Here is a 13,985-nt window from a genome sequence, read left to right on the forward strand (position 1 = left end):
GAATTCGTCGCCAAGCCTATAACTCAACTAAATAGTCATTTAGTTGAGTTGGCTATCGGGGCAGGGCTCAGGCCTGGGCGAGGGCGCTGATACGCCGTTCGCTGATGCGTTCGACGGTGTCCATATGTTCGGTGCCCCACACGCACAACGCGCCCAGCGCAGTGGCCAGTGACTGCCCGAAGGGTGTCAGGGAATACTCGACCTTGGGCGGGATCTCCTGGAAGTCGATCCGCGCGATGATTTCGTCGCGTTCCAATTCCTTGAGTTGCTGGATCAACACCTTGTCGGTCACGCCGCCAATCGCACGCCTTAACTCGCCATACCGATGAACATGTCGCGCCAGGTTATACAGGACCAGCGGTTTCCATTTGCCGCCAATCACCGCCAGGGCAGCCTCGAGCCCGCAATTGAAGGTGTTGTTCGCCATGTGATGGGTGCTCCAAATGGGTACTTACTAAAAGGTGCATACTATTCAAAAGAATAGTCTGGATCTAGAGTTGGGCCTCAACATTCTTCGGAGTTAACCATGAGCAGGCTCGACGGGAAAATTGCAGTGATCACCGGTGGCAACAGTGGTATTGGCCTGGCAACCGCCATTCGCTTTGCAGCGGAAGGTGCACAGGTGGTGATTGTGGGACGCAGGCAGGAAGAACTGGACAAGGCGCTGGGCCTGATCGGGCCTACAGCGATCGCCATTCAAGGGGATATCTCGAGGCTGGACGACCTGGAGCGCATTTTCACCCACATCAAAAGCGTCAAAGGTCGCGTTGACGTGCTGTTCGCCAATGCAGGCCTGGGGGATTTCCAGCCGCTCGGGTCGATCACCGAAGAGTCGTTCGATCGCACGTTCGGCATCAACGTCAAAGGCACACTGTTCACCGTGCAAACAGCGCTGCCACTGATGCACGCCGGCGGTTCGGTGATCCTCACAGGTTCGACCACCGGCACCATGGGCACACCGGCATTCAGCGTGTACAGCGCCACGAAAGCCGCATTGCGTAATTTCGCCAGGAGCTGGGCGCTGGATTTGAAAGGCAGCGGTATTCGCGTCAACGTACTTTCACCGGGACCAATCTCGACACCGGGCCTGGACCTGGCGCTTTCAAGTACCGGCCAGAAGGATGCAATCATTGATGACATGACGGCGCAATTGCCACTGGGCCGTATCGGCCAACCGGAAGAAGTTGCGGCGGCGGCATTGTTCCTGGCGTCGGACGACAGCAGTTTCATGACCGGCAGCGAAATGTTTGTGGATGGAGGGTTCGCTCAGGTTTGAACCAGAGAGGGGCTTTGCCTGTTGGAATCTGACGGGCACTGCCCCTCATTACGTAACATCGTATTACGCATAATGTATATTATGTTAAATCATATGTCAGGCTCAGCCACTTCCAGCTCTCGTCGCCTACTTATGAACATACTTCTCAGTGAATCAAGATTCATGGGTGTGTTCCCGGAACGCTTACGTACTCGGCACCGTGAATCCGGCTTCACGTCGCGGACTTCACCCTTAATTTCATGCAGCCACTGGATGTAACTCAGGTATCGCCATGATAGCGCTCGAAGCGTTTAAGGGAGAAAGACGAGAGATCCAAGTCGGTCGAACCGCGTATGCACCACTGTGCAAACGCCTCGCCCAACGCGGCGGAATGTTTGAAGCCGTGACCGGAACAGGCGGACACCACCAAGGTGTGCTGCCACGACGGATGCTCATCGATAATGAAATGGCGATCCGGCGTCACGGTGTAGGCGCAGACAGCAGACTTGACCACGCTCGAGGTAACACCGACGATGCGGCCGCGCACCTGGTGCTCATACATGTCCCGCTCTTCCGCCGGCGAGACCGTACGATCCATTGTTTGCGGCAATGAAGTAGTGTGGTATTGCGCGGTGGCGATTTTCAGGCTGCCCTCGCCGTGTAATGCGGGAAAGCCGTAGTTGATTTTGTCGTCGCCACGGCCGTGAGTGAGGATAAACGTCGGTGAGTGATCCACCCACTCGGCGCCCTCCTCCAGCCCGAACCAGAACAGCTTCTGCCGGTAGACGCTGAGCAGGCTGTCAAACGGCTCGCCCAGCAAACCGCCGCTCCAGTTGCCGGCGCTAATCACAAGCTTGTTTGCAAAGAGCGTGCGCAGATTCGTAGTGACATGGACTCCCTGCTCATTCGAGCTAATCCCTGTGACGGTTTCGCCTTTGTAGAGGATTGCTCCGTGTTGCTCGGCCAACTTGAGCTGCACATCAATGCAACGTTCAGGACGTACAAAACCTCCACCTGGCTCGAAATAGCCGATGGCAGTGTCGTGGACGTTGGCAAATTGTGGAAAGCGCTGGCGAATCTGTTCGGCGGATAAAACGTCGTGCTCGATGCCATAGGCCTGTGCTAGGCCGATGGTGCGCAATGTGAAGTCGGTTTTATCGTTGGGGTCAAACTCGGGACTCGAAGTCAGAACCAATAGACCCGACTGTTCGAACAGCGACTCCCCTGACAATTGCTCAAGCTCACGCCAGATGCGGTGGGAATTGCGCACAATGGGAACGTACTGCGCGCCCTCACCCACCGAAAGCCGGGTAATACGCGTATCGCCATGGCTGGAGCCCAGGTTGTGAGGTGGGTGATGGCGGTCGATACCCACAACATTCGCACCCGCCTTCGCCAACTGATACACCGTAGCGGCCCCCATGGCCCCCAACCCCAATACCACTACATCACACCGCTCGGACATCAACGCTCACCTGTCAAAAAGAAGCCAGTTGAAAGTGAAGCCGATTAAGAATCAACGACTAAAAGAGCATATGCATATTATCAACCGAGCATCACCGGCCGCTCTGCTGCTGCAATACTAGGCAGTGCTGAGTCCAAACACGCGCCTCTCCCGGCAACACAGGAGAGGCCGCCTGCCTGCATACCGCTGAGCTATCAGAGGAATAGAAAAAACAACATCATAATGATGGCACTGTCTGATACCGTGCACATAAACACAGCCACTCCGAGGATTGTCATGGGCGCAGGCGCTCCTATTCCGCCGAATGAAATTGAACGGCTTAAAGAGGTCGCGAAATTTTGTCCAGCTGACAGCGAGTACGATACTGTCTTCGATAAAATCGTCGAGATGGCTTCTGCTTACTTCAACGCACCCATAGCGCTGATCTCGATCGTCGATGAGCATCAGCAATGGTTCAAGGCGCGCGTAGGGCTTAAAGAGACGCAGACACCACGAGAAGTGTCCTTCTGCGCTTACTCGACGCTGGATAACGCCCCGCTGGAGGTATTGGACGCGACGCTTGATCCCCGTTTTAAAGACAATTCCCTGGTAACGGGGCCTCCGTATATTCGTTATTACACGGGCACCCCACTGATTACCGAAGAGGGTTTTACGCTGGGAAGCCTGTGCATCATTGATACAGTCTCACGCGCCGCTATGAGTGAGCGTGATAGTGCGATGCTCAGCGGTTTTGCTGAACTGGTGATGATGCGCATCCACAGCATGCGCGCTCGAAACTTCGTCGACCAACCCACAGGGTTATTTAATCGACTCCGGTTTGAGGAGGATATACGCCAAGCGCTCAAGACCCACAGCGCGTGCCAAGCGTATGCGGTTGACATCATCTCGCCAAAGTTCCTCAACGATATCGTGAAGGCGCTGGGTTACAGTTTTGCCACGGACTTGGTCCTGGCAATCAAAGCGCGCCTACAAAAACTATTACCGCCACAGTGTCTACTTTATAAAATTAGCCCGACGCGGTTTGGTTTTCTCCTTGAGGAGGATCAAACGGCCGAGCACATTTGTGAAAACATCCTCAAGGACTTCAAAAAGCCTGTCGAATGCCACGCCATCCCCATACTCATGCAAGTCGGGATTGGCGTCCTGCCTATTCATAGCTCAGGTCTCCAGCAAGACTGGCTTCGCCTGGTGGTCAGCGCTGCGGATGAGGCGCGTGACCGCAGGCTGGGATGGTCGCGCTATGAACCCCATTTTGATGCGGCTCAACAACGCGCGTTCATGTTGTTGAGTTCGTTGCCGGAGGCGGTCAGCGCCGACAAACAGTTCAGCCTGGTGTACCAGCCAAAAATCAAACTGCCCTCAGGATGGTGTCATTCAGTAGAAGCACTATTACGTTGGACACATCCTTTACTGGGGCCCATCAGCCCTGCTGAATTCATACCCTTGGCTGAAAAAACCGCACTCATACCCTCTGTTGGATTGTGGGTGCTCAACGCAATCATCCGGCAAGCGGTTATTTGGAAAGCGCAAGGTGTGCGCCTGCGGATAGCGATGAACATTACCGTCAGCGATCTTGAAAGCGCCGAATTCGTCGACGCGATGATCCATGAGATTCAACAGCACGGCCTGGACCCCGCTGGCTTTGAACTTGAGTTTACCGAAAGCATGCTCATGACCAACCCTGAAGAAGTCATCCGGCAACTGGAGCGTGTCCGTAAGTTTGGCGTAGAGGTTGCTGTTGATGACTTTGGCACCGGCTACAGCAACTGGGCTTATTTGAAGGAGCTCCCGGCTAATACCGTCAAGCTTGACCAATCTCTGATCAGCGGGCTGGGCAGCAATCAAAATGACAAGCAACTGGTTAAAACCCTGATCGGACTGGCTAAGGGGCTCGGCTACCAGGTGGTTGCAGAAGGCGTAGAAAATCAAGAAATCCTGGACCTGTTAATACAGTGGGGATGTTCCGAAGCACAGGGTTATTTGATAGCCAAGCCTATGAGCGCCGAGGCATTAGAAGCCTGGATAGCACAAGGAGTCGATGGAGGTCGGGGCCCGTAGAATGACTGCCGGGGACGCGCAAGCAAGGACTCTATAGATCGCGGAGATCACCTGCATCGTTGCGTCTTCGATCGTGCCTTCATTACGACATACAACCCAACCCTGATCTGCAATCGCTCGCTCGAATGCCTGGGTACACGCGCTATGTTCTTCCAGCTTATGGATCACCGTGCTGCTCAGCCCACGCCGTCGCGCAGCTGCCCTCGCCCATGAAATCTCAGGGGCGGTGACAATCCCGACATGCAGGTCTGGCACTCGCACGTTTCGATCAATGTTCAATTGCAGGATCTCTGCAAACGGAATTATCCGGCGAAACGCGGCATCCGACGGGTACCAGCGATCGATCAGGATGATGCTGCCTGGTGGCTGTTTAGCCAGCACCTGCCGGGAAATCCAGGCACGGCTGTCAGCAAAGCGTTCACACACCCGCAGCTCCAGCTCCCGGGAGGGACTTCTGACGAGCTGGTTAACAAGCGCCATTGTTCCCTCCCGGTAGGGATCGCTTTTTCTCTCGCAAAGCCGGATTACTTTTTTGTTGTCTGCCCTCAGTGCTTTCGTAACGGCCTCCAACAGCGTGGTTTTGCCGGTGCCCTTGGGCCCATCCAGAGAAACAAACAGCGGACGATTCATTCTTCACTTAACAATTGATATACCGTTTTTTTGCCCTGTCCGGACGCTGGAACCGCTCAGTGCGATTACGCGAAGGCCCTTATGAACAGAAAGTGATGAACACTCTACCCTTGTTTCGACTCACGGGTCCCAAATCCACGCTGACAACCGCTGATGAGCATCGGTTATCGCCCATCAGTCATGCGTGAGTGAGGTACCAGCGCCAGTCCTGCTCCCCGACCTCAGCGTTGAAGTGACGGAACTCGCGCCATTTGATCGCCAGATACACCTTTAGGAATTCGGCGCCCAGCGCCTCGCGTGCCCACGTTGAATCCTGCAAGGCCTGCAACGCGGTCAGCCAGTCGGTGGGTAGAAAATCGGTCGCCTGCTCATACCCATTTCCCACGATCGCCGGGCCGGGATCGCTTTGATGGTTGATGCCGTAGTGAATCCCCGCCAGTAATGCGGCGGCGGCAAGATACGGGTTGGCGTCGGCCCCGCAAATGCGGTGTTCGATATGTCGACTTAGTGCAGGGCCGCCGGGCACGCGGAACGACACCGTACGATTGTTGACGCCCCAACTTTTGGCCAACGGCGCGTAACTGCCGGTCTGGAACCGGCGATATGAATTGGCATGGGGGCAAAATATCGCCAGTGAGTCAAACAAGGTCGCCATCATCCCGCCAATTGAGTGACGCAACAGTGGCGTACCCTGTGGGTCTTCGCTCGCATACAGGTTGTTACCCTCCTCGTCGGCCAGGCTGACGTGCAAATGCATGCCACTCCCGGCCTGGTCACTGAACGGCTTGGCCATGAAGCACGCTTGTAGCCCATGTTTGTTGGCGACACCTTTGACCAGGCGTTTGTAGCGTACGCCTTCATCAATAGCCTGGAGTGCGTCGAAACGATGTTCCAGGGTCAACTCGACTTGGCCTGGAGCGTACTCGGAGATGGCTGTGCGTACGGGCAGCCCTTGTAGCGCGCACGCAGCGTAGAGGTCATCAAGAAAAGGTTGCAGCTGTTCTAACTCGTATAGGCCATAAACCTGCGGTGCCTGGGGACGGACGCCGTTGGTCTGCAGTGCTGGCTGCGGCCGACCGTTGGCATCGCGTTGCTGGTCCAGCAAGTAAAACTCCAGTTCAACGGCCATTACCGGGTGGAAACCATCGGCTTTCAGTCGGTCAATGACATGCACCAGTACGTGTCGCGGGTCCGCCGGTGCGGCGGGAATACCTTGGGTCGGGTGCATGCTCACCTGCACCTGACCGGTGGGGTTGGTGCGCCAGGGTTGCAGGGTCAGGCTTCCCGCCAAGGGGTATGTCCAACAATCGGCATCGGCGACATCCCAGACCAGGCCTGTGTCTTCGACGTCTTCACCCTGCACGGTCAAGGCGAGAATGGAGCTTGGCAGCGGCCGACCGTTTGCGTAGATCGCCAACAGTTCGTCGCGATGCAGCAGCTTTCCTCGCGGAACACCATTCGCGTCAATAAGGAACAACTCGATGCTCAGCACTTCAGGGTGGGCGGCCAGATAAATTTCGGCCTCTTTTTTATCAGCAAATTGCATATCAAACCTCTCGGCGCTTATTCAAGCGACTGGACAGTATTCAAGAACAATGGAACTTATGAAGAGATAACCCGCGCTCCAGGTAGGGCAAGCAGCGTGGTCAGCGCGTTATCCAACTCACCGATCAGCCTGTCGACATCCCCTTCACTTGTTTGCGGACAGCACAGGGTCATGTTGTGAAAAGGCGTGATCAGGATCCCGCGATTGATCAGATAGAGGTGCAGCGCCATTTGAAGGCTGTCATGAAAAGCCGCCTCGGCTTGCGCACCTGTTCTTGGCGGTGTGGCACAGAATTGAAATTCACAACGAGCCCCCAACTCGGTTACCGACCAGTTCAATTGGTGCCGCTTGAACAACGCTCGAAATCCCTGGGCCAGTCTTGAGGCCAGGGGCAACATGTGCTGGTACGCAGACTCGGTCATGACCTCTTCGAGACTGACGCGCATGCAGCGCATCGCCAGTGCGTTGGCGGACAAGGTGGTGCCCATGCCACTGTGGCCATGCCCGCCGCTCTCTTCGCTGATGCTTTTCTGCGCATGGTGCATGGCCAACGCAACGTGCTCGGTCATGCCAAAGACTGCGCAAGGCACGCCACCGGCGATGGGTTTCCCCACTACGAAAAAGTCGGGCTTCAAATCCCATTGGCGCGTGCATCCACCGATGCCGGTAGAAATAGTGTGGGTCTCATCAATGACCAACAGGCTGCCGTATTTTCGCGTCAGCTCGCGGCACTGTTGCATGAACCCCGGATCGGGCAGGACCATGCCTATATTGGTCATCGCCGGCTCGCACATCAGCGCGCACACGTCGCCCTGAGCTAAAGCAGCCTCCAGTGCAGCAACATCGTTGAAGGGAATGGATCGACTGTATTGGGTCAAGTCGTAGGCTTGCCCCACCAGGCCCGAACGGTGCACGGTCTTGCCCTCTCGGTACCGGACCATCACGTCATCCACGGTGCCGTGATAACAGCCGTCGAACACCAGTAGAACATTGCGCTGGGTGATAGCGCGCGCCCAGCGCAGCACATAACGATTGGCGTCGGTAGCGTTGGCGGTAACTTGCCAATAAGGCAGCTCAAACCGCTGGGCCAGCAACTCTGCGCAGACCACCGCATCTTCGCCGGGCAGCATCGTGGTCAAGCCATTGTTCGCCTGCTCGGCTATGGCGCGGGCGATAGGATCAGGTGAATGGCCAAACATCGTGCCGGTGTCGCCGAGGCAAAAGTCTATGTAGTCATGACCGTCGACGTCGGTGAAGCGGGCACCTTTGGCACGCTGGACAAAGAGCGGCGAAGGCATCGACCAATCGCTCATCCAGTGCATGGGCACACCGTTGAACAGCGCCGACTTTGCACGCTTGGCCAGCGCCATCGACGTTGGGTTGTTTTCTATAAACCGGGCACGCTCGGCTGCGGTAAAGGCAGCAATCGCTGATTCACAAACTCCACTGTTCGACATGATTAGAACCCTTTATTAAGTATCACATTAGTTAAACTTCATCGCCGTATAGATAAGCCACACTCCATCATTCTCCAGGTGCAGCATCAGCTCCCGAATATTGGGTGAAGATCGCTCCGCAAACTTATAACGTGGGCGTTGGCTTTAACTATTTACATTGCCGGCTGACATATAGCCTTGATATATCGCGCAGATATTCATTCAAACGTCATTAACCGGAGTGAGGGGCTTTATTCTCGACCAGGCAATTACCGCCATCGACCACGATAACTTCACCGGTGATGTAACTGGATTCTGGAGACGCCAGAAATGCAACCGCCGCCGCCACCTCGTGGGGACTGCCCGCCCGCCCGATCGGGGTAAAGCGCCCCGCCTCTGCTTCAACCGGTGTGGTTGAGCCCGTGGTGATCCATCCGGGCGCCACGCTGTTGACGGTAATCCCGTGCTTGGCGACTTCAAGTGCCAGTCCCATGTTCATGCCCACCATCGCGGCTTTGGCAGCGCTATAAGCGGCTTCGCCCGGATTGCTCCCGCGGGTGCCCGTGGTGGAACTGATATTGACAATGCGCCCGTAATTTCGCGCCCTCATACCGGGCAAAACAGCCCGCGTCAGAAGAAAAGCGGTGGTTAAGTTTCTGGCCAGTGAAAGATTCCACTCATGCAGTTCCATGCTCGCCAATTCCGAGAAAACCTCAGGGCTGCCTTGCATGGCCATGCCGGCATTATTCACCAGAATATCGACCCGTCCCCAGACCGACACCGCCCAGAGGCCGAATTCACGCACCTGACGTTCATCGATGAGGTCAACCGCCCTGCCCTCAATTTCAAACCCTTCTGCGAGCAGCTCTTTAACGCGTTCCTCGATGCGGCGGCTACTGGCGGTGATGATCAATCTCGCACCCGCTGCACCTAGCCTGCGAGCGATCGCCATGCCAATACCCGCTTCACTGCCGGCACCACTGACAAGTGCCACGTGCCCCCTCAAATCAGTATTTAACATGGTGTTCCCCACGTACTTAATTTGGAATAGAAGTGGAAATTAGGCTAATAAACCTGATAAATAAAGACGATCATCATCAGAAAATCTGACAACTGCCATGGCGTTCACCAGTGAGTCACTGAAAGTTTTCCTTGCGGTTGTCGACAGCGGCTCCTTCTCTGCCGCCGCACGCAAATTGGGGCGGGTACCCTCGGCCATCAACATGGCGGTGTCGCAGCTTGAAGCCGAGCTGGATTTATTGCTTTTTGACCGATCAACCCGCAAAGCCATTCCTACGGCAGCCGCCAAAGCACTTGAGCCCCAGGCACGACAGGTCGCCAGCCAGTTAAACCTGCTGGACGCCCATGCGCTCCAGCTTCATCAGGGGTTGGAGGAGCGCTTGGTCCTTGCGATGGCGCCGGAGTTGCAGACAGGCGTATGGAATCGTCCGCTGTCCATTATCGCCAGGGAGTTTCCCACGCTTGAAATCGAGATTCGCTCCGCGTCCCATCCGGAGGCGATGCGCATGCTCCATGAAGGGCGGGTGCAATTGGCCCTTGGATTTGAACGACCAGGGCTTGACGAGCGGGAGACGTTTCTTGAAGCGGGGAGCCAATTGTTGGTAGCCGTTGCCTCTCCGGATCATCCTGCGGCCGCCGGCAAGAAAAGCCCCTTGAGTGAAGAGCAACTGGTCAACGTCCGGCAGATCATCGTGGCTACTGGAGGGCCTACAGACTCTGATCCACGTGTTGTGCTGTCACGGCGGATTTGGCACAGCGACAATTACCTGGCAACGCTGGATCTGGTCCAGCAAGGATTGGGCTGGGCTTATCTTCCACAGCCGTTGGTACAACCTCTGATCAGTTCGGGCGCATTGACGGAGGTGGTGTTTGACAACATGCCGAGTCAGATGCGGCTATGGGTCGATATCATCTGGGTAAAGAACCGTCCCCTGGGGCTGGCAGCGAGTCGCTACCTGAGCCTGATGCGCAAGATTGTCGAGGACGAGCCGCGGCGTGTTTGAGAAAAAAACCAGCCGTATGGCTCATTGAGGCCACTGTTCAAGCAGTATCGAGACGAATTTTTCCGCCGCCGGCGAAAGCGATGCTCCCCGGCGGTAAACCAGGCCCAAGGAGCGGTTCACAACCGGCTCGATCAACGGGACGCTGACCAAGGTTGGATGATCTTCAGCCGGCATGGCCAGGCTCGGCATCGCCGAAACCCCCAGGCCGGCCTCCACCAGGCCCAGCGAAGTCGAGAGGTGCTGGACCTCGTAGAACCATTGCGGCCGCCAACTCAGGCCAGACAGCGCGTGATCGAGCAACATGCGGTTGCCGCTCAGGCGCCCTACCCCGATCAGGCGGTAATCGCTCAATTCGGACCAGGTGACCGAACTGCGTCCAGCCAACTCATGATCACGCCTGCACGCCAATACGAAAGGCTCGCTGACCAGGGGCACGAACTCAATGTCTGGATGCTGCCCACTCATCATGTTGATCCCGAAGTCGGCCTCCCCCCGCAGCACCGCTTCAAGCCCCTCATTGGCACTCAAATCCAGCAGGCGGATGCGGATTTTTGGGTAGCGCTCGTTATACAGACGAATGACTGACGGCAAGAAATAGAAAGCCGCAGTAGGGATACACGCCAGGGTTACCCGGCCAATCTGGCGTTCGGCCAGCTCACGGATATTGAGAATCGACTCATCGAAGTCATCCAGCAACCGACGTGCCTTTGGAAGAAAGTCACGACCGACGCTCGTGAGGCTGACCTTACGCGTGGTGCGATCCAGCAACGAGGTGCCCAACCCCTCTTCCAGTTTTTTAATTCGGCGACTGAGTGCCGGCTGAGACAGGTGCAAGGCATCGGCTGCTTCGTGAAAACTGCCAAGTTCAGCGATTTTCACGAAGGATCGAATGTCATTCAGCTCATATTCCATGTCTTATCTCACCCGTACAAGGCGTCAAAAGGAAACTCAGCGTAAATTTATCATTCGCAAAACGCAATAATCTCTTCAATATTTGCATTTGAAACATTTTTTAAAGCTTGAGACTCTTGCTCCAAGAACATCAATTACACCGATTGATCAACAAGAGTCAGTATCATGCAAAGAATTCCCTGTGTGCTGATGCGCGGCGGCACCTCGAAAGGTCCGGTTTTTCTCGACTGGGATTTGCCCGCCGCCGTTGAAGCCCGCGACGAACTGCTGCTCAACCTGATGGGCTCCGGTCATGAACTGGAGATCGACGGCATCGGCGGTGGCAGCCCGCAAACCAGCAAGGTTGCGATTGTCAGCCCTTCGCTGCACCCGGATGCGGACGTTGATTACCTGTTCGTTCAAGTGATGGTTTCACAACGCAGGGTCGACAGCGCACCCAACTGCGGCAACATGCTGTGCGCGGTGGGCCCGTTCGCCGTCGAGCAGGGTCTGGTCAAAGGCACCCCGGAGCGCACCCGTGTGCGCATTCGCAACCTAAATACCGGCACCTTTATTCACTCCGACGTGTACACGCCGGATGGCAAAGTCAGTTACGAGGGCGATACCGCCATTGATGGCGTGCCCGGTACGGCGGCACCGGTGCAACTGACGTTCCTCGACGCAGCCGGCAGCAAGACAGGCAAGCTCTTTCCCACCGGTAACACGCAGGACGTGATCGATGGCATTGCGGTGACCTGTATCGACATGGCAATGCCCATGGTGCTTGTCGAAGCCAGCCAACTGGGCAAGCGTGGCGATGAGAGCCCGGCGGAACTGGACGCCGATAAGGAATTCCTGCGACGCCTTGAGACGCTGCGGCTGCAGGCCGGCCTGGCCATGGGCCTGGGCGATGTCAGCGACAAAGTGATTCCCAAGCCGGTACTGGTTTCGCCCGCGAAAGCGGGGGGCACGCTCCAGGTTCGTTACTTCATGCCGCACAACTGCCACCGCGCGCTCGCCATTACGGGCTCGATTGGTTTGGCCACTGCGTGTGTGATCGAAGGCAGCATCGTCGCGCAGATGCTCGGCGGGATCAGTACGCCGCGCCTAGAAGCGGTGCGTATCGAACACCCGAGCGGCGGGATTGATGTCGTATTGTCCTACACCGGCGTCAACGGTGAGACAATTCAGGCTTCAGTCGTACGCACCGCCCGCAGGCTTTTCTCCGGCTACGTCTACGCCACTGACTCGCAGCGCCTTGCCGGATAAATTCCGATAGTCGTTGGCATTTTTGCATCCGCACAATTCTAAAAATGGGTGATGCCATGAAAGTTGTTAAATCGCTCTACTTCCAGATCCTCTGCGCCGTGGCGCTCGGCATCGTGGTCGGGCATTTCTGGGCCCAGCAGGCCATTGCACTCAAGCCCCTGGGTGACGCGTTCATCAAACTGATCAAGATGATGATTGCGCCCGTGGTGTTCTGCACCATCGTCACCGGCATCGCAGGGATGAGCGACAAGCGCTCCCTCGGGCGCCTGCTGGGCAAAACCATGCTGTTGTTCTTCGTCCTCACGGTGATCAGCCTGGTGATTGGCCTGGTCGCGGTGTACGTGTTCCAGCCGGGCGCCGGCATGAACATCGATCCCAGCCAGCTGAGCACCAAAGGATTGGCCCAGTACACGGAGTCGGCCGCAAAGCTTGGGGTGGTGGAGTTTTTCATGCACATCATTCCCGAGACGTTTATCGGCGCCTTCAGTAAAGGTGAAGTGTTGCCGGTGCTGTTTATCGCGGTGTTGTCCGGCTTTGCCTTGTCGTCGCTGGGCGAGCGTGGCAAACCGGTACTCGACGTGCTCGAATCCGCCTCGCAAATGGTCTTCAAGATCTTTTCCTACCTGATGCGTTTTGCACCGGTCGGCGCTTTCGGGGCCTTGGCGTTCACTGTCGGCCAGTACGGCATCACCTCGCTGGGTTCGCTGGCGAAGTTGATCATGACCTTGTACATCGCCTGCGGCTTTTTCGTCTTCGTGGTACTGGGCAGCATTTGCCGCGCCAACGGTTTCAGCCTGTGGAAGCTGCTGCGCTACTTTCGGGAAGAGTTTCTGGTGGTACTCGGCACCTCCTCCACGGAACCGGTGATGCCGCGCATGCTGGAGAAACTCGAGGCACTGGGCTGCAAAAAAGGCGTCGTCGGCCTGGTGCTGCCCACCGGCTACTCGTTCAACCTGGACGGCACGGCCATCTACCTGTCGTTGGCGGCGATTTTCATTGCCCAGGCCTGCAACATTGATCTGAGCCTGACGCAGATCATCACCATGCTGGCGATCATGCTGCTGTCCTCCAAAGGCGCCGCCGGGGTTACCGGCAGCGGGTTCGTGGCACTGGCCTCGACCCTGACGGTCATTCACGACATCCCATTGGCCGGCCTGGCATTGCTGATCGGTGTTGACCGCTTCATGTCTGAAGCCCGCGCCCTGACCAGCCTGGCCAGTAACGCGGTAGCGACGGTGGTGATTTCGATGTCTGAAAATGCCTGCCACCGCGAAACGCTGAACCGGATGCTCGACGCAAAATCTTCTGCCGCACCGGGAAAAGCCTGGGACGACCTGAAGGACGCCAAACGCGTCTAGAGACAACCGGATAACGCTTCCCCCCTGACTTGACTGCCCCCCCCTCCCCGCCA

The 13,985-nt window shown here is 56.6% G+C and carries 12 protein-coding genes; 5 read left to right on the forward strand and 7 right to left on the reverse strand.

The window, feature by feature from the left end; genetic code table 11:
* Positions 1 to 67 precede the first annotated feature (67 nt).
* The gene (locus tag BFQ01_RS26380; protein ID WP_027605843.1) at positions 68 to 427 is read right to left on the reverse strand and encodes a winged helix-turn-helix transcriptional regulator; all 360 of its coding nucleotides are present in this window, start codon (positions 425 to 427) and stop codon (positions 68 to 70) included.
* Positions 428 to 526: 99 nt separating this feature from the next.
* Here BFQ01_RS26380 and BFQ01_RS26385 point away from each other — a divergent pair, with 99 nt between their 5' ends.
* Positions 527 to 1,276 carry an SDR family NAD(P)-dependent oxidoreductase gene (locus BFQ01_RS26385; RefSeq protein WP_065927547.1) on the forward strand — a complete coding sequence of 250 codons (750 nt, stop codon included), beginning with the start codon at positions 527 to 529 and terminating at the stop codon, positions 1,274 to 1,276.
* Positions 1,277 to 1,535: 259 nt separating this feature from the next.
* Here BFQ01_RS26385 and solA read toward each other — a convergent pair whose 3' ends face one another.
* Complete coding sequence (gene solA / locus BFQ01_RS26390; RefSeq protein ID WP_065927548.1) at positions 1,536 to 2,720, reverse strand: N-methyl-L-tryptophan oxidase; 1,185 nt, start codon at positions 2,718 to 2,720, stop codon at positions 1,536 to 1,538.
* A 276-nt stretch (positions 2,721 to 2,996) separates the two neighbouring features.
* Here solA and BFQ01_RS26395 point away from each other — a divergent pair, with 276 nt between their 5' ends.
* The gene (locus BFQ01_RS26395) at positions 2,997 to 4,778 is read left to right on the forward strand and encodes a sensor domain-containing phosphodiesterase (RefSeq protein WP_065927549.1); all 1,782 of its coding nucleotides are present in this window, start codon (positions 2,997 to 2,999) and stop codon (positions 4,776 to 4,778) included.
* On the opposite strand, the gene BFQ01_RS31945 is transcribed toward BFQ01_RS26395, so the two are convergent.
* The 4 genes from BFQ01_RS31945 to BFQ01_RS26410 all read right to left on the reverse strand — a co-directional run bounded on the left by BFQ01_RS31945 (position 4,731) and on the right by BFQ01_RS26410 (position 9,411).
* Positions 4,731 to 5,408: a dTMP kinase gene (locus tag BFQ01_RS31945; protein ID WP_074846793.1), complete on the reverse strand. Its 678-nt coding sequence runs from the start codon at positions 5,406 to 5,408 to the stop codon at positions 4,731 to 4,733. The two genes, BFQ01_RS26395 and BFQ01_RS31945, sit on opposite strands and share 48 nt — an antisense overlap.
* A 178-nt stretch (positions 5,409 to 5,586) precedes the next feature.
* Positions 5,587 to 6,954, reverse strand: a complete 1,368-nt coding sequence (locus BFQ01_RS26400; protein WP_065927550.1) for a glutamine synthetase family protein — start codon at positions 6,952 to 6,954, stop codon at positions 5,587 to 5,589.
* Between the two features lie 56 nt (positions 6,955 to 7,010).
* Entirely contained in the window at positions 7,011 to 8,411 is a 1,401-nt protein-coding gene (locus BFQ01_RS26405) for an aspartate aminotransferase family protein (protein ID WP_065927551.1), read from the reverse strand.
* A gap of 211 nt (positions 8,412 to 8,622) precedes the next feature.
* Positions 8,623 to 9,411, reverse strand: a complete 789-nt coding sequence (locus BFQ01_RS26410) for an SDR family NAD(P)-dependent oxidoreductase (RefSeq protein ID WP_065927552.1) — start codon at positions 9,409 to 9,411, stop codon at positions 8,623 to 8,625.
* A 97-nt stretch (positions 9,412 to 9,508) separates the two neighbouring features.
* Here BFQ01_RS26410 and BFQ01_RS26415 point away from each other — a divergent pair, with 97 nt between their 5' ends.
* Positions 9,509 to 10,414 carry a LysR family transcriptional regulator gene (locus tag BFQ01_RS26415; protein WP_027605836.1) on the forward strand — a complete coding sequence of 302 codons (906 nt, stop codon included), beginning with the start codon at positions 9,509 to 9,511 and terminating at the stop codon, positions 10,412 to 10,414.
* A 21-nt stretch (positions 10,415 to 10,435) separates the two neighbouring features.
* Here the strand turns inward: BFQ01_RS26415 and BFQ01_RS26420 are convergent, their stop codons facing one another.
* Positions 10,436 to 11,326: a LysR family transcriptional regulator gene (locus tag BFQ01_RS26420; protein ID WP_027605835.1), complete on the reverse strand. Its 891-nt coding sequence runs from the start codon at positions 11,324 to 11,326 to the stop codon at positions 10,436 to 10,438.
* A gap of 165 nt (positions 11,327 to 11,491) precedes the next feature.
* Between BFQ01_RS26420 and BFQ01_RS26425 the strand changes: the two genes are divergently transcribed.
* Complete coding sequence (locus BFQ01_RS26425; RefSeq protein WP_065927553.1) at positions 11,492 to 12,574, forward strand: 4-oxalomesaconate tautomerase; 1,083 nt, start codon at positions 11,492 to 11,494, stop codon at positions 12,572 to 12,574.
* A 44-nt stretch (positions 12,575 to 12,618) separates the two neighbouring features.
* A complete protein-coding gene (locus BFQ01_RS26430) occupies positions 12,619 to 13,932 on the forward strand; it encodes a dicarboxylate/amino acid:cation symporter (protein WP_065927554.1) in 1,314 nt (437 codons plus the stop codon).
* The last annotated feature ends 53 nt before the right edge of the window (positions 13,933 to 13,985 follow it).

Origin of the sequence: Pseudomonas sp. 8 R 14, from assembly GCF_900005955.1 — a bacterium.
GTDB classification, from domain to species: Bacteria; Pseudomonadota; Gammaproteobacteria; order Pseudomonadales; family Pseudomonadaceae; genus Aquipseudomonas; species Aquipseudomonas marginalis.